We start from the raw sequence: 19,491 nt of genomic DNA on the forward strand, positions 1-19,491 counted from the left end.
TGGTATTCACTCACGGGATGCCGCCACCGAACCCTGCCGGGCCGCGGCGACGACGGGGGACTGCCCGAGTTCCTGGGCGAGTTCGACGAGCCCTCGGGTGCCGAGACCGTCGAGGGTGCGCAGGCGGCAGTCGCGGGAGGCTCCGAGCGGTGCGCCGTCGGGGGAGTCCACGTGGCGTGCGGCGTCGGCGAGCATGGCGGCCTCCGCTATCACCCGTGCCTCACGGGGCGTCTTGCCCTCGTGGAGCGCGGTCGCCAGGGAGATCCGGCGAACGTGGTCGTCGAAGTGGGGGGTCAGGGCGAGGAGCGCGTCATGGATGGACACCTCCAGCCGCTGGAGCCGCGCATGGGGCAGTTCCCACCAGGAGGGTTCGAGCTTCGGCGTGGTCGCGGCCCACCGTACTTCGAGCCACAGCGGGGTCAGCCTGCGGTAGTCGTCGAGGCTGCGCCAGTGGGTGATCGCCGGAGGGAGGAGCCGGGGGAGCATGAACCCCGCGGAGCAGAACAGCGCGCCGACGGACACGACGGGTGGGGCGAGCGTGGTGGAGAGGAAGTCGAGGTCGTGCCCCAGCCAGCGCGCGACGACAGCGGTGATCTTCGCGAGTTCGAAGCCCACGAGGTCGAAGACCAGGCCGACGACGATGAGCCGCAGTCCTGTCCGCAGGGGGCCCGTCACCTCGCGCATCCACCGGAGGCAGACCACGCCCATGACCAGGGTGCAGGCGCCGTGGCCGACCAGGTAGAGCACGATCATCTCGCGCATGCAGGGCGTGTTCGCGTAGTAGGTGTCGAGGTCCCGCAGCCGCTCCGTGTCGGCGTCCGCCAGCGTGAACAGCACGATGATCGCCACGATCAGCAGGCCGTAGACGACGGTGCCGGCCAGGGTCATCCGCCGGAGCCTGGAGGGTGGGCCACCCCTCCACTGGACGAGCAGGACGACCCAGCTGCAGCTGTACGCGGAGATCATGCTGTAGGTGAGCGGGGCACCGAAGTTGGGGATTCCGGTCAGTCGGTTCACCGTCGCCAGGGTGATCGGGGCGGAGCAGGTGAAGCACGCCGCGCCGATCGCGACGACGGCGCAGGTGGAGGCCGTCAGCGGGTTGCGGAGTGCCGAGCGCGGTCGGCGGAACAGCAGGACGCAGGTGAGAGCGAGAAGGGCCGCCGCGAGGTACACGACCAGGCTCATGCGTGAGGACTCCGTTCAGCGTCCCGGGTGCTGGAGGGCGCCGTCGGCGCGGGTGACGTGGCGGTCGTGCGCCGCCCCGTGCGGGCGCTCCGCCGCGGACGGGTGGCCGCGGCGGAGCCCGCCGGTACCAGGGCCTCGGCGATGCGGACGAGTGCGGCGGCGTCGGGTGCCTCGGCCACCGGACTGCCGCTGGGGGGAGCGACGGGTGGCCGGCCGTCGCGTACGTCCCGCATGACCGCGGTGACCGCCGCCGCCCACCCGGCCGCCTGTGCCCGCTCCCGGTCGCCGGTGGCCTCCATCGTCCGGTCGTGGGCCTGCTCGAACACGTCACGGTCGAACAGCGCGTCGAGGTAGCTCAGCGCGTTGTGGATGCTGGTCTGACGCCAGATCAGCAACGCCGCCGGAGAGGACGGCCAGGGCCGTGGCAGGCGCAGACTCCGTCCGGCCAGGACCGCTTCCAGCTCGCGCTCCAACGGCGCGAGGCGCCGGTGGGTCCGCCACGGAAGCAGCCATGTCATCAGGTTGGGACCGGCCCACGGAACCAGAATGCCGGCGACTGTCAGGAGGGCGCCGAGGCCCGCGAACCCGGGGGCGAACTCCGTCCCGAGCGACGTCCAGTCGGCCCCGCACCACCGCGCGACGACGGCCGTCAGTTTGCACACGCTGTAGCCCGCCCCGACCACGGTGCCCGTTCCCAGGGTGAGGAGTCCGGCCCGGAGCCAGCCGCGCACCTCCCGGGCCCAGCGCAGTGACCACGCCGCCGTCGTCACCACGGCGGCAAGGTGGGCCACGAGGTACAGCACGATCGCCTCGGCGACGAACGGTGTCGTCGCGTAGTACGTGTCGAAGTCGGTGCGGCGCTCCGACGGTGTGTCTCCGAGGGCGAACAGCACCGCGACGCCGACGAGCACGGTGCCGTAGCCGGCCATCAGGTACCGGGCGATCCGCCGGACACCGGGTCCGCCCTTCCAGTAGACGATCAGGATCAGCGAGGTCGCGCTGTAGGCGGTGATGGCGGCGTAGGTCAGGGGAGCCGCGAGGTTGGGAACGCCGGTGACGCGGTTGACGGCGCCGACGGTCGGGGGTGAGCCGAGGACGAAGCAGAGGCCGGCCAGCGCCATGACCGCACAGATCACGCGCAGGATGGGATCGCCCCAGTGGCGTACGAGATCGCGGGCCTTGATCGTCAGACCGAGCCAGAGCACCCCACCGCTCGCGTAGTTGATCAGGCCGTTCATCGCCGGGTCCCGCGGTAGTTGAGGGCTGCCCCGATCCTGCCGGCGAGGTCGTCCGAGCCCTCCGGACCGGCGCCGAGGACCGAGTTCTCCGTCGCCTCCAGAAGCGCTCTGAGACGACGGCCGACCAACATGCCGAACTGATCGGCCTCTTGCTCGGCCGCCAGAACGAAGTCGGTCCGGGCGGCGGCCGGTTGGCCCTTGTCACCGGTGCCCGGCCGCTGTGGAGGTGCAGCGTCCCCCTGCTTCATGTGCCACACCTCGTGGGCGAGGATCACGATCTGGTGCCAGCCGATGGCCCGCTCTTCGATGATGACGTCGTCGTAGGCGTCCCGTTCGAGCCAGAGACCGGTCGCGGTATGCGGAGGGAAGGGTGCGCGGTGGACGAGGACCGGCCGGCCGCGCCACTGGTTGACCGACGCGACCAGAGCGCCGAACACGTCCTCGGGGTCCGCGGGAAGCTTCACCCGGATCGGATCGATGAGCGTGTCGGCGAACTTACGCATCTCCCTGCTCTTGCGCACCATTCTCCCCGTGGTCGCTTCAGATTCCGGGCTGCGTCAGGTGCCGGCCCCAGCAGCCACGGACGGTGCCGATGTGGTTGTGCTCGCAATCATCCAAGCCGACCGCGGTCCCGGTCAGCCGCATCCCCCTGATCCGGCAGATCCTGCGGGAGGTGCGAACACGGCATGCCGGACAGAAGCCCGATTCCGAAGTCGGCTGCCGCACCCGCGCCCCGCGCCCCGGTCGTCCCTCCGCGGACCGCCGTGCCGTCCGACGCGGGCCGTGTCCGAGTGCCCGTCAGATTATCGCGGCCGTCCACCGGTCGGTCGGCGCGTCGGCGTCCGCGACGTCCGTGAACCCCTGATCCTGGCCTGACCTGCGGCCCCGGAACCCCGGCCGGGCCGCGAGCCCCCGACGGTCCCGCGCCGCCCGGAACCTATGGAGAAGCATGGACGCCGACAGCAAGCACCCGAAGGACGACGGCAACGCTGACCCCGGGCCGGGTGGGTCCGGGGGCGGGGCCCGGGCCGGCGCGTTGCTGCGGCGGCCGAAGCTGTGGATCTTCCCCACCGTGCTGACGGCCCTGCTCGCCCTGCTGCTGTCGCTGCTCTACATGGGCGGCATCGTCGACCCGGAGCGGAACCTGCACGACCTGCCGATCGGGCTCGTCAACGCGGACCTGGGCAAACCCCTCCCCGGGCAGCGCCAGAACGTCGGCACCCAGGTCACCACCGCCATCGTCTCCGACGGCACGTCCGACACGGTCGAGTGGCGCCGGCTGACCCCCGCCGAGGCGCAGGACGAACTCGCCTCCGGCAAGATCTACGGGGCCCTGGAGGTCCCCACGAACTTCACCGACTCCCTCGCGGCCCTCACGACGGCGAACGCCACGGCACGGCCCACCCTGACGGTGCTCACCAACCCCGGTACGGGCAGCCTCGGTTCCTCCCTGGCCAGCCGTATCACCACGGCCGCCGCACAGCAGGCCTCGGCCACCATCGGCAAACAACTGACGGCGTCGCCCGCGACCGCGAAGGCCGACCCCACCACCCGCCTGCTCCTCGCCCGACCCGTCCAGGTCGTCACCCAGGTCGGACACCCCATCGGCCGGCACAGCGGTCTCGGACTGAGCGCCTTCTACTACACGCTGCTCCTGGTGCTCGCCGGGTTCCTCGGCGCCAACCTCATCAGCACCGGTGTCGACACGGCCCTCGGCTACGCCGACAGTGAGATCGGCCCCTGGCACACCCGCCGGCCCACCGTGCCGGTCGACCGCACCCAGACGCTGCTCCTGAAGATGGGCATGACCGCCGGGATCACCCTGCTGACGGTCTCCCTGGTCATGCTGGCCACCGTCGGGATCCTCGGCATGGACGCCACCCATCTGCCGCTGCTCTGGATCTACTCGTACTGCGCGAGCCTCGCCGTCGGTCTGGGCGTGCAGGCCATCAACGCGGCCTTCGGCGGGATCGGGCAGCTCGTGTCCATGTTCGTGTTCATCGTGCTGGGCCTGCCGTCCTCCGGAGCCACCGTGCCGCTCCAGGCCGTTCCCGGCTTCTACCGCTTCCTCTCGATCTTCGAGCCCATGCGTCAGCTCAGCGACGGGGTGCGGGCCATCCTCTTCTTCGACGCGCGAGCCGACGCGGGCCTGGACCGCGCCTGGCTGATGATCGGCGTCGGCGCAGCGATCGGCCTCCTCTTCGGCTTCGCGATGACCCGCTACTACGACCGCAAGGGGCTGCACCGGATGACCCCGCAGCCCGTCCCGCCCGTCCAGCCGGCCGAGTCCGCCTGAACGGCCCTTCGGTACGGGCGGGCTGACGCGTCCTCAGGTCATGTGCCGCAGCAGTGCGGCGACCACCGGCGGGGTCTCGCCGCGGGGGCGTACCACCATGATCTTCCAGTGCGGCGCGTGCCGGTCGAAGCCGTGGGTGCGGAGGTCGGGGAACCGTGCGGCGATGGAGGCGGGCATCACACAGACGCCGAGGTCGTTGCGGACGAGTTCGGCCGCGGCGACGATGTCGTTGACCTCGAAGGTCGTCTCCCGTTCCACCGCGGCCGCGCGGAACGCCCGGTCCACCGAGAGGCGGATCGCCCAGCCGGGCACGAAGTCCACGAGCGGCAGCCGGGCCGTCTCGGCGAGCGTGACCGTGCCGTCGGGGCCGGACCCGGGGAGCGCCCGGCGTGGGGCGGACACGAGCACCATCTCCTCGTGGGACAGCAGCCGCGTCACCAGACCGCGCTGCTGCTGCCGGTCGAGCGCGACCACCGCCAGGTCGACGGTGCCGTCCCGCAGCGCCTGCCGGAGGTCGGTCACCGCCGCCTGCCGCAGCCGCACCACGACACCCGGATGCTCGGCGCGCAGCGCGGCCAGCGGCTTGTGGAGGTCGGCCCAGACGCCCTGCATCGTGCCGACGGTGAGCGTCCCGCGCAGCCGGCCCCGCGCCAGGTCGACGGCCGCCCGGGCCTGCTCGGCCGCCCGCAGCGCCAGGCGTGCCGCGGGGACGAACGCCTCACCTGCCGGGGTCAGCGACACCCGGTGGGTGGTGCGGTCGAACAGCGGTGTCCCCAGCTCCCGTTCCAGCGCGCGGACCGTGCTCGACACGGCGGACTGCACGACGTGCAACCGCTGGGCGGCCGCGGTGAAACCGCCCTCCTCGGCCACCGCGACGACGACCTCCATCTGCCGCAGATCCATCTCCACTCCCGAACCGGCCCGTCACCGGACCCTCGCCGGCCCATCTCCGACGGAGATGACGTTCCGCGTCGATTGTCGCAGGTGGTGATCGTCCGTGGTGGTGTCGACGGGCGTACGGGATCAGCGGCGGCGGCGCAGGGTGACGGCGACTCCGGCGGTGAGCAGCAGTGCCGCCGCCCCTCCGGCGGCAAGGGGGAGCGTGGCGCTGCCGCCGCCGGACGTGCTGTCGGCGGCGGGCGTCAGGTGATCGGTGCCCGCCGACTCGGTGGGTGACGAGGTCACCAGGGAGGGCGAGTCGGACGGCTCGGGCCTCGACGTCCGGCTGGGCGTCGACGACGGGGACGACGCGTGGGTGTGCGTGCTCCCGCTGCCGGCCGGCGCTCCGGTCTTCCGCGCGGCCGCCGCCCTCCGGGTCGGCGTCGACGCCGCGGGCGCTCCGGAGAGCACCACGTCCGAGCAGGAGTAGTACGTGTCCGTCGTGCTGGTGTTCTGCCAGATGGTGAACAGCATCTGACGGCCGGTGCGGTCGGACGGCAGCTTCGCCCTGATGCGGTAGGCACCGTCGACGAGCGCCGGGTCGGTGGCCGTCGCGAACGGCTGCGTCGGCAGGTCCGACCACCGAAGGGGGCGCGTCGGGTCGTAACCCGGCTTCGTCAGGAAGAGCTTGAACGATCCCGTGTGCGGGATCGTCGAGCTGTAGGCGAGCGTGAAGGACGCGCCGGGTGTCAGGCGCGTGGACGGGAAGTCGGCGCGCGCCAGATCGAGCCCCTTGTAGGCGGGCAGGCCACCGCTGCACAGCTTGCCGTCCGGGATCACCGAGCGGTCCCGGCCGTTCACCCCGGCCACCCGCAGGTTGTCCCACGCGGTGAACGGCGCGCCGTTCGCGGCGATCGCGGCCCGGCAGGCGTTCGTACGGTTCAGGCCGCCGCCCTCGGGCGAGCACGCGAACACCCTGCTGACCGGTGACGTCGGGGCGCCGTGCGCCGACGCGGGTCCCGCGGCCCACGTCGTGAGGAGCAGCGGGGCCGCCAGGGCGACAGCGGCCGCGGTGGCGGTGCGGTAGGCGGTCATCCGGAGGTCTCCTCGGTGCGTCGGCGAAGCGGCGTGCCACGGAGGGGGACCGGACGGTCCCCCGCGCGGGGCACCGTGAAGTACGGGGCCACCGTGCCGTGTGTTCAGGCCGGGGCCGGTCGCCTGCGGGCCGGGGCCGGGCTCTGCGGGGGAGCGGCGTCCGGCGCGCGCCCGCGTCGGCGGACACCTCCCGCCCGGCCGGTACGGTGACGGCATGCCCGATCCCGACGCCACCGCCCCGTCCGCCACCGCCCCCGTCGACGCTCCGGTGGTCGTCTCCTCGGTACGCGGTTCGTTCCCCTGGAGCGTGCTCGCCGAACGGCATCCGGCACTCCTGCGGAAGGTGGAGGACGCCTTTCCGTACGGACCCGGTCAGCGCCGGGCACTCGCCGCCCTGCTCACGAACAGCTCCGAGGGCATGATCGAACCGCTCCCCGAATCCGCGGCGGACCGTGCGCGGTGGGACGCCTGGGGCGGCCGGGCGTACTACGGCCGGTCCTGGTTCGACGTCCCCTTCCTCTGGTCCGAGAGCTACTTCTACCGCCGACTCCTCGAAGCGGTCGACTACTTCACGCCCGGCCCGTGGCAGGGCATCGACCCCTTCCGGACCTTCAAGCTCGCCGAGCTGGAGAGCGCGGAGGCGGACGGGGAGCTCGCCGCACTGGACGACCTCGCGCTCCGCCCGGTCGAGGAGCAGGAGGAGGCCCTCCTGCACGGTTCGCTGTGGGGCAACCGGGCCGACCTCGGATTCCGGCTGCAGGCCGCCGGGGGCGAGTCCACGGCGGACTCCCAACTCGTCGCGAACGACGGGGAGACGCTGCGCTCCCTGTTCGCCGGAGGCACCCTCTGCCTGGTCGCGGACAACGCCGGCCGGGAACTCCTGCCCGACCTGCTCCTCATCGACCACCTGCTCCGCCACGGCAGGGCCCGCCGGGCCGTCCTGCACCTGAAGCCGTACCCGTACTACGTCTCCGACGCCACCACCGCCGACGCCCTCGACGCCCTGCGCCGGCTCGTCTCGTCCGACGGAGCGGCCGGTGACGCCGGGCAGCGCCTCTGGGCGGCCCTCACCGACGGCCGGCTCGCGCTGCGGGCGCACTCCTTCGCCTGCGCCCCGCTCCCGTACGCCGACCTGCCCGAGGACCTCCGCCAGGAGTTCGCCGCGGCCGATGTCACCGTGCTGAAGGGCGACCTCAACTACCGTCGCCTCATCGGCGACCGCCTCCACCGGGCGACCACCCCGTTCGCCGAGGTGACCGCGTACTTCCCGGGACCGGTGGCGGCGCTGCGCACCCTCAAGTCCGACGTCGTCGTCGGCCTCACCCCCGCCACCGAGGCCGCCCTGGACGCGGCCGAGGACGGCCGCTGGCGCACCGGAGGCACCCACGCGCTGATCCAGGCGCGACGCTAGGAGGGGGGCCGGCCCCCGGTTCCCGCCGGGACCCGAAACAGCGCCGCCGTGCGTGGTTTTCGCACCGATTCACGCGATGGTGTGATCATGTCCGGGCCTCCGGATGCCCGCACGGGGCCATGGGTAGGGCCCGGCCATGACGCAGCCGTTCGAACTCCCGCACTTCTACATGCCGTACACCGCCCGGCTGAACCCGCACCTGGACGAGGCGCGGGCTCACACCGTCGACTGGGCCCGCGGAATGGGCATGCTGGAAGGCTCGGGCATCTGGGAGCTGTCCGACCTCGACGCCCACGACTACGGCCTGTTGTGCGCGTACACCCACCCCGACTGCGACGGACCGGCCCTCTCCCTCATCACCGACTGGTACGTGTGGGTGTTCTTCTTCGACGACCACTTCCTGGAGACCTTCAAGCGCACGCAGGACCGCGAGGGCGGCAGGGCCTACCTGGACCGGCTGCCGCTGTTCATGCCGCTCGACCTGTCGACTCCCGTGCCGGAGCCGGAGAATCCCGTCGAGGCGGGCCTCGCCGACCTGTGGGCGCGCACCGTGCCCGCGATGACGCAGGACTGGCGCCGGCGGTTCGCCGTCTCCACCGAACACCTGCTGAACGAGTCGATGTGGGAGCTGTCCAACATCAACGAAGGGCGGGTCTCCAACCCCGTCGAGTACATCGAGATGCGCCGCAAGGTCGGCGGTGCGCCCTGGTCCGCCGGTCTCGTCGAGTACGCCACCGCCGAAGTCCCCGCGTCCGTCGCCGAGTCCAGGCCGCTGCGCGTCCTGATGGAGACGTTCTCGGACGGCGTCCATCTGCGCAACGACCTCTTCTCCTACCAGCGGGAGGTGGAGGACGAGGGTGAACTGAGCAACGGAGTCCTGGTCCTCGAGACGTTCTTCGGCTGCACGACCCAGGAGGCCGCCGAGACCGTCAACGACATCCTCACCTCACGGCTGCACCAGTTCGAACACACCGCCCTCACCGAAGTGCCCGCACTCGTCCTGGAGAAAGGGCTCACCCCGCCGGAGGTCGGCGCGGTCGCCGCGTACACGCAGGGCCTCGTGGACTGGCAGTCCGGCGGCCACGAATGGCACATGCGCTCCAGCCGCTACATGAACCAGGGCGCCACGGACGAGCCGCGACCCTTCGCCGTCGGCGGCTTCGGCACGTCCGCCGCGGACATCGGCGGCCTGCTCTCCGCGGCCGGCGCCGAGCGCATGCGCGCGTACACCCACGTCCCGTTCCAGAAGGTCGGTCCCTCTCGGCTCCCCGACTTCCACATGCCGTTCGAGGTCACCCTCAGTCCGCACCTGGCCGGGGCCCGCGAGCGGCTCACCGGCTGGATGTACGGCAGGGGCATGCTCCAGGAGGGCGTCTGGGACGAGGACAAACTCATCGCCTACGACCTGCCGCTCTGCGCGGCCGGCATCCATCCCGACGCCACCCCCGAGGCGCTCGACCTCAGTTCGCAGTGGCTGGCCTGGGGCACGTACGGCGACGACTACTACCCGCTGCTGTTCGGCAACCGCCGCGACCTGGCCGCCGCCAGGCTGACCACCGCACGTCTGTCGGCCTGCATGCCCGTCGACGGCGAGGAGACCCCCGAACCGGTCAACGCGATGGAACGCGGACTGATCGACCTGTGGCGGCGCACCACGGCCGAGATGGCTCCCGAGGCGCGCCGGACGGTGCGCGCGTCGGTGGACGTGATGACCGAGAGCTGGCTGTGGGAGCTGTCCAACCAGATCCAGAACCGCATCCCGGACCCGATCGACTATCTGGAGATGCGCCGGGCCACCTTCGGCTCCGAACTGACCATGGGCCTGTGCCGTCTGGGCCACGGGCCCGCGGTCCCGCCGGAGGTGTACCGCAGCGGGCCCGTCCGCTCGCTGGAGAACGCGGCCATGGACTACGCCATGCTCCTGAACGACGTGTTCTCGTACCAGAAGGAGATCGAGTACGAGGGAGAGGTCCACAACGGCATCCTCGTCGTGCAGAACTTCTTCGGCTGCGACTACCCGGCCGCGCTCGGCGTCATCCACGACCTGATGACCCAGCGGATGGAGCAGTTCCAGCACGTCGCCGCCCATGAACTGCCCATCCTGTTCGAGGACTTCAAGCTCTCGGACGAGGTGCGCGAGATCATGCGGGGCTACGTGGGCGAGCTGCGGAACTGGCTGGCCGGCATCCTGAAGTGGCACCAGGACTGCCACCGTTACGGCGCCGCGGACCTGGCCCGGCGCGCCCACGGGTTCGTGCCCGACCGGACGCCGGACCGGACGCCCGGGCTGCCGTTCGCCTGGCGGGCGGAACCCGCCGCCCTCTGAACGGCCCGCGGGCCGCGGTGGGCCCGCGGTGATCGAACGCGTCCGGCGGTGCCGGTGGTCCGGTTCCAACGGACCACCCGCGCCGCACTCGGCCGTGCCGCCGCACCGGTCCGTCGTGCCACCCGTGCGGAGGGGGACTTCTCGAACGGGCGCGGCAGTCTCACTCGTTAGGGAATCATCGTGCGCCGGGGCGTGGGGTAGGGCAGAAGCCGCAGGCGATCCGCAGAGCATCCGCCGGAGGCGACCCATGGAACAGACCGCGTTGCGTCCCAAGCCGATGCCCGGGCAGGAACCGGGCACCGGGGAGCGTCACCCCGGCGGGGCCCGGCGACCGCACGCGGCGAAGCGGCGCGGCAGGCGGCTGGTCACGCTGCTGTTCAGCCTCTTCGTCGGGGTGGTGCTGGTGCTGTCCGGGGTGGGGCTCGGCACCGTGGGAGCGACCGTGATCGGCATGAGCAGGCTGGCCGCCCTGCAGAAGCAGGCCGGCGCGGCCGGACAGGCACGAGGGCCGTCCGGCGCGCCGGACGCCTCGGCGGCGCCGCGGCCGAACGGAACCACGACGGCGTCCGGCAGCGGCACCCCGATCGCGCCGGGGAAGGCCACCGACCCGTCGGGGCGGGCGGCGCTCGGGGTCGAGGCCGTCGACGCGCCCGGAGGCGGCGCCCTGCTCATCGGCGTGCACACCCCCGGTCCCGGCTACACCGCCGGTCTGGTCCGCGGCGACGTCCTGCTCGCCGTCGGCGGGACCGGGATCAGGTCGGCGGCCGACCTCGCCCACGCGGTCGCCGCCGCCGAGCCCGGGCACGGCCTCACCCTCGACGTCCGGCACGCGAACGGCACCCGCGGACGTCTGTCGGCCGTCCCGGGTGTCGCGACCTGAGGACGGCTGCCGCCCGCCCGCACCGCCCCGCCCGCGGACACGCGTCGCGGCGACGTGGAGTGGAGACGGCCGGGCAGCGGGGTGCGGGTCCGCGGTGCTCAGGAGCGGCGCGGACCGTCGTCCGAGCTTTCTGGGCTTGCCCACTTCCGGGCCCTCGTCGTGGGGAGCGCGGGCGCGCCGGAGGGACCGGCTCGCGCGCGTTCCGGCGGAGGGGGAGGATGCTGCCCGTAGCCCTCCGGGGGAACTCCGCACACACGGAGGCAAGGATGACCGCCGCCACACCCGCGCCCTTCACCGCCGCCGACTACGAGGCCCGTATGCGCCGCGCCGCCGAGGCCGCCGCCGGCGCCGGTCTGGACGGCGTCCTGGTGGCGCCGGGACCCGACATGGTGTGGCTGACCGGATACCGCCCGGTCGAGACGGAGCGGCTCACCCTCCTGGTGCTCAGGGCCGGACAGGACCCGGCGCTCGTCGTGCCCACCCTGGAGGCACCCGACGCGGCCAAGTCGACCGGCGCGCCCGCGCTGACGCTCCACGACTGGACCGACGGCACGAACCCCTACGAAGCCGCGGCGCCCCTCCTCGACCCCGCCGGCCGCTTCGGCGTCAGCGACAACGGCTGGGCCCTGCACCTGCTCGGCCTGCAGAAACGGCTCCCCGACACCCGGTACACCGCCCTGACCGAGGCCCTGCCGATGCTCCGCGCCGTCAAGGACGCGGCGGAACTGGAGCGGCTCGCGGCGGCCGGAGCCGCGGCCGACGCGGCGTTCGAGGAGATCCGGAAGGTCCCCTTCGCCGGCCGCAGGGAGTCGGAGGTCTCCGCCGACCTCGCCGGCCTGCTGCGCCGCTTCGGCCACTCACAGGTCGACTTCACCATCGTCGCCTCGGGACCGAACGGCGCCGACCCGCACCACGAGGCCGACGAGCGCGTCATCCAGCACGGCGACATGGTCGTCCTGGACTTCGGCGGCCTCAAGGACGGCTACGGCTCCGACACCTCCCGCACGGTCCACGTCGGGGAACCGGACGACGAGGAGCGCGCGGTGCACGACATCGTGCGCGCGGCCCAGGAGGCCGGCTTCCGCGCCGTACGCCCGGGAGCCACCTGCCAGGACATCGACCGGGCGGCCCGTGCCGTCATCGACGACGCCGGGTACGGCAGGTACTTCATCCACCGCACCGGACACGGCATCGGCGTCACCACCCACGAACCGCCCTACATGGTCGAGGGCGAGGAACAGCCGCTGGTCCCCGGAATGTGCTTCTCCGTCGAACCCGGCATCTACCTGCCGGGCCGTTTCGGGGTCCGGATCGAGGACATCGTCACGGTGACGGAGGACGGCGGACGCCGGCTCAACGACACCTCGCGCGAGATGGTCGTCGTCGACTGACGTGGACGCACCGACCGCACGGCGAACACCTCGCCCCCGCCCCCGGACGACAAGGGCGCGAACATGAGCCAACCGCCACCGAACCCCACCGCGGACACCGTCAACCGACTGGTCCGTTCCCTGCTCGCCGACGACGCCGCCGCGGGCCCGGGACCGGACGTGCGGCCGGTCGCCGAGGAGGGCGAACACCTCACCTGGTGGGTGGGCCCACGCCATGTGCTGCGGCTCGCCCGGGACCGCGACGCCTCCGTGCGGCAACGCCGGGAGCTGCGGCTGCGTGACCTGGTCCGCCCGCACATCGGGGTGCCGGTCCCGGTGAGTGTCGCGCGGGGCGAATGGGCGACCGGGCTGGCCTACACCCTCGACACCCGGCTGCCCGGCGCCTCCGGCGAGGAACAGGCGGTCTCGGCCGTCGGGGAGGCCGACCTGGCGGACCTGCTGACCGGGCTGCGCGAGGTGCCCGTACGCCAGGCGGCGACGCTCGGTGTGCCACAGGCCCGGCCGCGGTCGCTGGAGACCCTGCGGGCCGCCGCGGTCCGCGCGGCCCGCAGACTGCCCGCCGAGGAGTTCGACCCGGCCGGGCTCGACCAGCTCGCCGAGCCCGCCGCCGTCCAGCTCGCAGCGCAGCCGGGCGCCGCGTTCCTCGTCCACCACGACCTCGGGGGCGAACACCTCGTGACCGGTGCCGGCGGACGGGTGCGGGGCGTCCTCGGCTGGAGCGGCGCGGTCGTCGGCGACCCGGCCGAGGACATCGCCGGACTCGCCGTCGCCGTCGGCGCCCCCGCCGCCGTCCGGGCCGCCACGCTCGCCGGCTACGGCGCCCGCCCCTGCCTGCGCGGTCTGTGGCTGGCCCGCTGCGACACCGTCGTCCGCCTCGCCGACCGTCTCCGCGGCCGGGGAGGCACCCCCGTCCCGCTCCTGGAGGCCCAGCTGCGGCGCGCCTGGGAGGCCATCCTGCTGGAGCGGGTGACGGACCTGCGGGACGGGCCGGACGAGGCGCCCTAGCGGGCGCCGGCCGAATCGGCGCCCCCACGGCGGGCCTTCCGGACCCCGGGCCTCACGCCTGGGTGAGCACCACGCACGACTCGCCCGGCACATTCAGCACGCCGTCGGTGAGCGGCCCCGCGACCGGGTCCCAGGACGCCAGCACACGTCCCTTGCGGACCCCGAGCGGAATCACCGCGGGGTCCTTGGACAGGTTCACGGCCACCCGGACGTCACCGCGCCGCACGGCCAGCCAGCGGGCCTGCGGATCGTGGGCCACCCGGACCGCCGCGAGGTCGGGGTCCGCGAGGTCCGCCTGACGGTGACGCAGGGCGATCAGCTCGCGGTACCAGGCCAGCAGGCGCGCGTGGGCCGGCGCCTCCGGTTCCGACCAGTCCAGACAGGAGCGGTCCCGGGTCGCCGGGTCCTGCGGATCCGGCACGTCCTCCTCCGCCCAGCCGTGCGCCGCGAACTCCCGCCGCCTGCCCCGCCGTACGGCCTCCGCCAGCTCGGGATCGGTGTGGTCGGTGAAGAACTGCCAGGGCGTGCCCGCGCCCCACTCCTCGCCCATGAACAGCATCGGCGTGAACGGCGCCGTGAGCGTCAGCGCCGCCGCGCAGGCCAGCAGCCCGGGGGAGAGGGAGGCGGACAGCCGGTCGCCCTGGGCGCGATTGCCGATCTGGTCGTGCGTCTGCGCGTACCCGAGGAGGCGCTGCGCCGAGATCCGCGTCCGGTCGATCGGCCTGCCGTGATGCCGGCCGCGGAAGCTGGAGTAGCTGCCGTTGTGGAAGAAGCCCGACGTCAGCGTCTTGCTCAGGGCCGCGAGCGGGGCCCGCGCGAAGTCGGCGTAGTAGCCCTGCCCCTCGCCGGTCAGCGTGGTGTGCAGCGCGTGGTGGAAGTCGTCGTTCCACTGGGCGTCGAGACCGAGACCGCCGTCCTCGCGGGAGGTGATGAGCCGCGGGTCGTTCAGGTCCGACTCGCCGATCAGGAACAGCGGCCGGCCCAGCTCACCGGCGACCGCGTCCACCGCCGTCGACAGCTCCTCCAGGAAGTGCAGCGCGCGGGTGTCCTTCAGCGCGTGCACCGCGTCCAGGCGCAGCCCGTCGAGCCGGTAGTCGCGCAGCCACGCGAGCGAGCTGCCCACGAGGTAGTCGCGCACCTCGTCCGAGCCCGGCGCGTCGAGGTTCACCGCCGAACCCCACGGCGTCTGATGCGTGTCCGTGAAGTAGGGCCCGAACGCGGGCAGGTAGTTGCCGGACGGTCCGAGGTGGTTGTGCACCACGTCCAGGACGACACCCAGGCCGAGTTCGTGCGCCCGGTCCACGAACCGCTTCAGGGCCTCGGGGCCGCCGTACGGTTCGTGCACCGCCCACAGGGAGACACCCTCGTACCCCCAGCCGTGCCGTCCGGGGAACGGGCAGAGTGGCATCAACTCCACGTGTGTGATGCCCAGTTCGACCAAATGTCCGAGCCGCTCGGCCGCCGCGTCCAGCGTTCCCCCGGGCGTGTACGTCCCCACGTGCAGCTCGTACAGGACCGCGCCCGGCAGCGCGCGCCCGGCCCACTCGGCGCGCCACGCGTACCGCGCCTGGTCGACCACCGCGCTCAGCCCGTCGGGACCGTCGGGCTGCCGTCGCGAGCGCGGATCGGGCAGCGCGGGACCGTCGTCGACCGCGAAGCCGTACCGCGTCCCGTCCCGTGCGTCCGCTTCGGCACTCCACCATCCCGGACGGTCCGGATCGCGCTCCATCGCGCTCGTGACGTCGTCGCAGTGGAGCGTCAACCGGTCGGCGTGCGGTGCCCAGACCTCGAATCGCACAGAGTTCCCCCTTGTCGGCTCAGCGTGACCCAGCCCGTCCATGGTGCTCCACACGAGATCAATTCGCTTTCCGATCCGCCCTTTTGCCGCGTGTCCGTCGCCCATTGGGCGCGCGAGGCACCCCTGTCGGCTTCCCCCGCCCTTCACGGGTTTTCTGGACACGCCGTCGTCGCTGACCGACAATCACGAATGTGACGTCGTCCTTCGAGTTCCACACGTACCCCGCGCGGCTGTCCGACGCGGAGCGCGACCGGGCGCTCAAGTCGCTCCGTGACGGCGTCGCCCTCGGCCGTCTCTCGCACGACACGTTCATCCGCCGCATGGAGCTGGCCCTGGCCGCCCGCCGGTCCGAGGAACTCGTCGTGCTCACCGCCGACCTGCCTACCGAGAACCGCTGGTCGAAGGTGGTCTTCGGGACTGTGGAGGCCGTCTCCGGCTTCACCGTCCGGCTGCGCAGGGCCTGGCAGGCCGAGCGGCTCCCCAAGCTCCAGCTGCCCCGTCCCGGCAGCCCGTACCCGCTGCGGATAGGCCGGGACCCGGCCAGCGGGCTGCGGCTCAACCACGAGACGGTCTCCCGCGTCCACGCCGAACTGAGCACCCAGGGCGGCGTGTGGGTGCTGCGCGACCTCGGCTCGACCAACGGCACGACCGTCAACGGCCGCCGCGTCATCGGAGTCTCCGTCGTCCGCGACGGCGACCAGATCGGCTTCGGCCGCATGCTGTTCCGCCTGACCTCGGACTGACCGGGCGCGATCCGCCGCCGCGGCCCGGTTCCGGCCGCCGGCCCGTCGGCTCGGGGCGGCCGTTCGGGCAGCGGTGTCCTCAACATCCGCCGCGTGCGGAGGTGTTGACGTGGACCATGGCCCGTGACTGACTGTAGGGACACCGTGTACACCAGGTGAGCCGACGGCACCGCGCGAGGGGAGGTGTGTCCTGCCGCCTCTGCGCCGCTACCCGACCGTGCACGAACTCGGCGTCCGAGCCGCCGCGCTGGCCGCCCACCGTCCCGAGGACGTCCGGCTGCGCCGCGTGGGCACCTCCCGGGCCGGCGCGCCGCTGTGGCTCCTGTCCGTCGGGCACGGCAGCCGGCAGGCCCTCGTCGTCGCCGGACCGCACGCCAACGAACCCGTGGGCGGCGCCACCGCCCTGCGACTCGCCGAGCGGGCCCTCGCCGACCCGCGGCTCACCGAGGGCGCCGACGCCACCTGGAACCTGCTCCTGTGCCTCGACCCCGACGGCTCCCGTCGCAACGAGACCTGGCTGTCCGGCCCGTACACCCTCGGCCACTACTTCCGGCACTTCTTCCGGCCCGGCTTCCTGGAGCAGCCCGAATGGCTGCCCGAGGGCGAGGACGGCCCCGTCCTGCCGGAGACCCGCACCCTGCTCGACCTCCAGGACGAACTGCGGCCCTTCCTCCAGTGCTCGCTGCACGGCGTCGACGTAGGCGGCGCCTTCGTCGAGCTGACCCGCGACCTGCCCGGACTCGCCCAGCGCGTCGCGCACAGCGCCGCCCGCCTCGGCATCCCGCGCGAACTCGGCCCGTACGACACCCTGTACTGGCCGATGCTCGGGCCCGCCGTCTACCGCGTCCCGCCGCCGCGCACCGGCGACCTCGCCGCCGCCATCACGGAGGCCGCCGTCGAGTCCACCTGGTTCCACCCGCAGCCGTACGGCACGGTGACCGCGATCGTCGAGGCGCCGATGTGGGGTGTGGACGCCGTCGAGGATCCCACCCGGCCCGCAGACCCCGACGCCGTCCTGCGTTCGGTGAGCCACACTCTGCGCCGCGACACGCAACACCTGGAGGGCCTCCTCGCGCGCGTGCGGCCCGGCCTCGGCACCTCCCCCGCGGTCGACCGCCTCCTCGCCCCGGTCGACGACTATTTACTGGTCGGACCCGGCATCGCCGACTCGTGGGATCCCGACGTGCGGGACTCCGTGACGCGCGCCCTGCCGCCCCTCGACACCGCCCGTCTGACGGCCCTGCGGCTCGCCGGACGCCGGGTCGCCCTGCGCACGGCCGGACTGCTGCACCAGCTCGTGACCGTCACCGGCCGTGACCCGGGGGGTGCCCTGCCCGAGCTCGACCGGCTCATCGACCTGTGGTGCGCCGACTACCGCGACGGCTGCGGCGCGTACTGGATACCGGTCGCCCGCCAGGTCGAGTACCAGGCACGTGTGGTGCTCGCCGTGTTCGACCTGGCGGGACGGCACCCGCGCGGTCGCTCTGCCTCGCGCGACTCCGGGTGGGGCGCGGTGCCGCGACCCACCGCACCCGTGCGCCGCGACTGACCCGGGCGCGGGCGTGGGCGTGGGCGTGGGGCGACCGGTCTCGGAGGGTCAGGCCACGTCGTCGCGCGCGTGCCGGGCCGCCGCGACGACCGTACGGGCCTGGTGCTCGACCTGGTTCTCCAACGGCACCCAGCGCGCCCGGAACCGCTCGGCGAAGGCGTCGCTCCAGGAGGCGACCAGGTCCGCCAGCAGGGGCACCTCGGCGTCGTCGGTCTCCTGGAGGACGCGCAGCAGCATCGACGCGGCCCGCAGCGGAAGGCGCCGGCCGAACGCGTCGACGCTGCCCACGTACGCCATCGTCGTGTCCGGCGGGGGAGCCTGCGACCAGTCCCCGGCCAGGCCGGGCACCAGCTCCAGGGCCCACTTCGCGGCCCGCAGCAGCGCGCCGTCGGGGCCGGGCAGCCGGGGTGCGGCCCGCTCGAGCACCGCCTCCACCCGCACCGCGTCCGTCAGCAGCCGACGGGCCAGCCGGCGCAGTGCCGCGGCGGGATCGGGGTGCGGCGCCGGATCGTCCACCAGGTCGCTCGCCCACATCGGCACCTCCACCACCGCGGTCAGACCGCCGTAGCGGTGGGCGTGGTACCAGGTGCTGTGCCGCGCGTCGTCCGGCATGCTCGGATACGCGGTGTCCGAGCCGGGCGCCGGCATCACGTGCACCCCGGGCCCGGAGGCGGGCCAGCCCGCCGCGTCCGACGCCGCCGTCTCGACGGGGATGTGCAGCTCCGCGGCCGACTTGGCGAACGGCTCGGCGAGTCCCGGGATGTCCTTGGTCAACTGCACCCAGCTGCCGCCCAGATCTGTCCCGTGCAGGGTCACCTGGAGGTAGGGCCGCAGTTCGTCGATGACCCGGGTGAGCGCACGGGTCTCCGGCGGCAGCCGGTCGGGCGGCAGGACGGAGGGCGACCATTCCGGCTGCTCGGGACCCGCCGGACGGAAGAAGCCCAGGTGGTACTCGAGCAGCGTGCGCGGCGCGGGCGTCACATGCAGGCTCGCCCCGTCCGGGTCCGCGCAGAGCAGGAAATGCCACGAGGTGTCCCTGCGCAACTCCCTCTGGAGCAGCGTGCGTTCGGCCAGGTGCAGCAGCGTCGATCCACCGGTCGGTTCGTTCGCGTGGGCGCCCGCGACGACCAGGACCGCGCGCCGCGCGTGGCCGACCGACAGCAGGTGGAGAGGTCTTCCCCCGCGGGAGACGCCCACCTGCCTGAGGACGCACAGGTCCGGTCGGTGGGCCGCCAACGCCCGTGCGGACGTGACGATTTCGGTCACACTGGGGTAGCGCAACTCCGGCAGGTGACTCACCCCCGACTTGTCCGCCCTGCGTCGCTTTTGGCAGTACTCCACGCTCTTGGAGAACTGTCAAGGATTTGACGGGGCGGCGCCAGAGGGCCCCCGCCGGCACTTCGTCCCGCGGCGGCCCCCGCCGGCCGCGCGGACCGGCCCGTCCCGCACGCGCGCGCCGTCCCGAACCGGCGCGGAACGGCCCACCGGCCTGCGGAGAACGGGGTGACGGCCCGCGGCGAAGGGCGGAGGAGCCGCGCACGCGGCCGGTCCCGCGACGCCTCCTCCCGCGGAACCGGCGAGACGATTCACCCGTACGGGCGTACGTGGACTGCGGTCCACGGCACGCGGTGGTCACCTGGGAGCAGCCCGCGCGCGGGTCCGGCGCGCAGACCCGAGATGGAGGCCCGCGGTGCT

At 73.2% G+C, this 19,491-nt stretch carries 15 protein-coding genes; 8 read left to right on the forward strand and 7 right to left on the reverse strand.

The features are described 5' to 3' along the window. Positions 1–6: 6 nt before the first annotated feature. The 3 genes from ABZT74_RS05215 to ABZT74_RS05225 are packed head-to-tail and all read right to left on the reverse strand — an operon-like array spanning position 7 to position 2,926. Positions 7–1,185, reverse strand: a complete 1,179-nt coding sequence (locus ABZT74_RS05215; RefSeq protein WP_356165112.1) for an MAB_1171c family putative transporter — start codon at positions 1,183–1,185, stop codon at positions 7–9. Further along, positions 1,182–2,423 (reverse strand): MAB_1171c family putative transporter, encoded by a 1,242-nt coding sequence (locus ABZT74_RS05220; RefSeq protein ID WP_356433440.1) that lies wholly within the window; start codon positions 2,421–2,423, stop codon positions 1,182–1,184. The genes ABZT74_RS05215 and ABZT74_RS05220 overlap by 4 nt, the downstream gene beginning before the upstream one ends. Then, positions 2,420–2,926 carry a toxin gene (locus ABZT74_RS05225; RefSeq protein WP_356433441.1) on the reverse strand — a complete coding sequence of 169 codons (507 nt, stop codon included), beginning with the start codon at positions 2,924–2,926 and terminating at the stop codon, positions 2,420–2,422. The genes ABZT74_RS05220 and ABZT74_RS05225 overlap by 4 nt, the downstream gene beginning before the upstream one ends. A gap of 446 nt (positions 2,927–3,372) precedes the next feature. Between ABZT74_RS05225 and ABZT74_RS05230 the strand changes: the two genes are divergently transcribed. After that, positions 3,373–4,719 (forward strand): DUF3533 domain-containing protein, encoded by a 1,347-nt coding sequence (locus ABZT74_RS05230; protein WP_356433442.1) that lies wholly within the window; start codon positions 3,373–3,375, stop codon positions 4,717–4,719. Between the two features lie 33 nt (positions 4,720–4,752). Here the strand turns inward: ABZT74_RS05230 and ABZT74_RS05235 are convergent, their stop codons facing one another. Beyond that, complete coding sequence (locus tag ABZT74_RS05235) at positions 4,753–5,622, reverse strand: LysR family transcriptional regulator (protein WP_356433443.1); 870 nt, start codon at positions 5,620–5,622, stop codon at positions 4,753–4,755. A 120-nt stretch (positions 5,623–5,742) separates the two neighbouring features. Beyond that, complete coding sequence (locus ABZT74_RS05240; RefSeq protein WP_356433444.1) at positions 5,743–6,693, reverse strand: lytic polysaccharide monooxygenase; 951 nt, start codon at positions 6,691–6,693, stop codon at positions 5,743–5,745. Positions 6,694–6,907: 214 nt separating this feature from the next. Between ABZT74_RS05240 and ABZT74_RS05245 the strand changes: the two genes are divergently transcribed. The 5 genes from ABZT74_RS05245 (at position 6,908) to ABZT74_RS05265 (ending at position 13,706) form a co-directional block, all read left to right on the forward strand. Next, positions 6,908–8,104, forward strand: a complete 1,197-nt coding sequence (locus ABZT74_RS05245) for a damage-control phosphatase ARMT1 family protein (protein WP_356433445.1) — start codon at positions 6,908–6,910, stop codon at positions 8,102–8,104. Between the two features lie 136 nt (positions 8,105–8,240). After that, on the forward strand, positions 8,241–10,430 hold the full coding sequence (cyc2, locus tag ABZT74_RS05250; RefSeq protein ID WP_356433446.1) for a germacradienol/geosmin synthase Cyc2: 2,190 nt from the start codon (positions 8,241–8,243) through the stop codon (positions 10,428–10,430). A gap of 247 nt (positions 10,431–10,677) precedes the next feature. Continuing rightward, positions 10,678–11,310: a PDZ domain-containing protein gene (locus ABZT74_RS05255; RefSeq protein WP_356433447.1), complete on the forward strand. Its 633-nt coding sequence runs from the start codon at positions 10,678–10,680 to the stop codon at positions 11,308–11,310. A gap of 266 nt (positions 11,311–11,576) precedes the next feature. Further along, a complete protein-coding gene (locus tag ABZT74_RS05260; RefSeq protein ID WP_356433448.1) occupies positions 11,577–12,701 on the forward strand; it encodes an aminopeptidase P family protein in 1,125 nt (374 codons plus the stop codon). Positions 12,702–12,764: 63 nt separating this feature from the next. Next, positions 12,765–13,706: an aminoglycoside phosphotransferase family protein gene (locus ABZT74_RS05265; RefSeq protein ID WP_356433449.1), complete on the forward strand. Its 942-nt coding sequence runs from the start codon at positions 12,765–12,767 to the stop codon at positions 13,704–13,706. A 52-nt stretch (positions 13,707–13,758) separates the two neighbouring features. Here ABZT74_RS05265 and treZ read toward each other — a convergent pair whose 3' ends face one another. After that, positions 13,759–15,504, reverse strand: a complete 1,746-nt coding sequence (gene treZ, locus ABZT74_RS05270) for a malto-oligosyltrehalose trehalohydrolase (protein ID WP_356433450.1) — start codon at positions 15,502–15,504, stop codon at positions 13,759–13,761. A gap of 191 nt (positions 15,505–15,695) precedes the next feature. Between treZ and ABZT74_RS05275 the strand changes: the two genes are divergently transcribed. Then, positions 15,696–16,247, forward strand: coding sequence for a DUF1707 and FHA domain-containing protein (locus tag ABZT74_RS05275; RefSeq protein WP_356433451.1), 552 nt, complete (start codon positions 15,696–15,698; stop codon positions 16,245–16,247). A 217-nt stretch (positions 16,248–16,464) separates the two neighbouring features. Continuing rightward, positions 16,465–17,796, forward strand: coding sequence for a M14 family zinc carboxypeptidase (locus tag ABZT74_RS05280; protein ID WP_356433452.1), 1,332 nt, complete (start codon positions 16,465–16,467; stop codon positions 17,794–17,796). A 48-nt stretch (positions 17,797–17,844) separates the two neighbouring features. Here the strand turns inward: ABZT74_RS05280 and ABZT74_RS05285 are convergent, their stop codons facing one another. Beyond that, positions 17,845–19,095: a M14 family zinc carboxypeptidase gene (locus tag ABZT74_RS05285; RefSeq protein WP_356433453.1), complete on the reverse strand. Its 1,251-nt coding sequence runs from the start codon at positions 19,093–19,095 to the stop codon at positions 17,845–17,847. Positions 19,096–19,491 lie beyond the last annotated feature (396 nt).

The organism is Streptomyces sp. NPDC005302 (assembly GCF_040607345.1).
GTDB lineage: Bacteria > Actinomycetota > Actinomycetes > Streptomycetales > Streptomycetaceae > Streptomyces.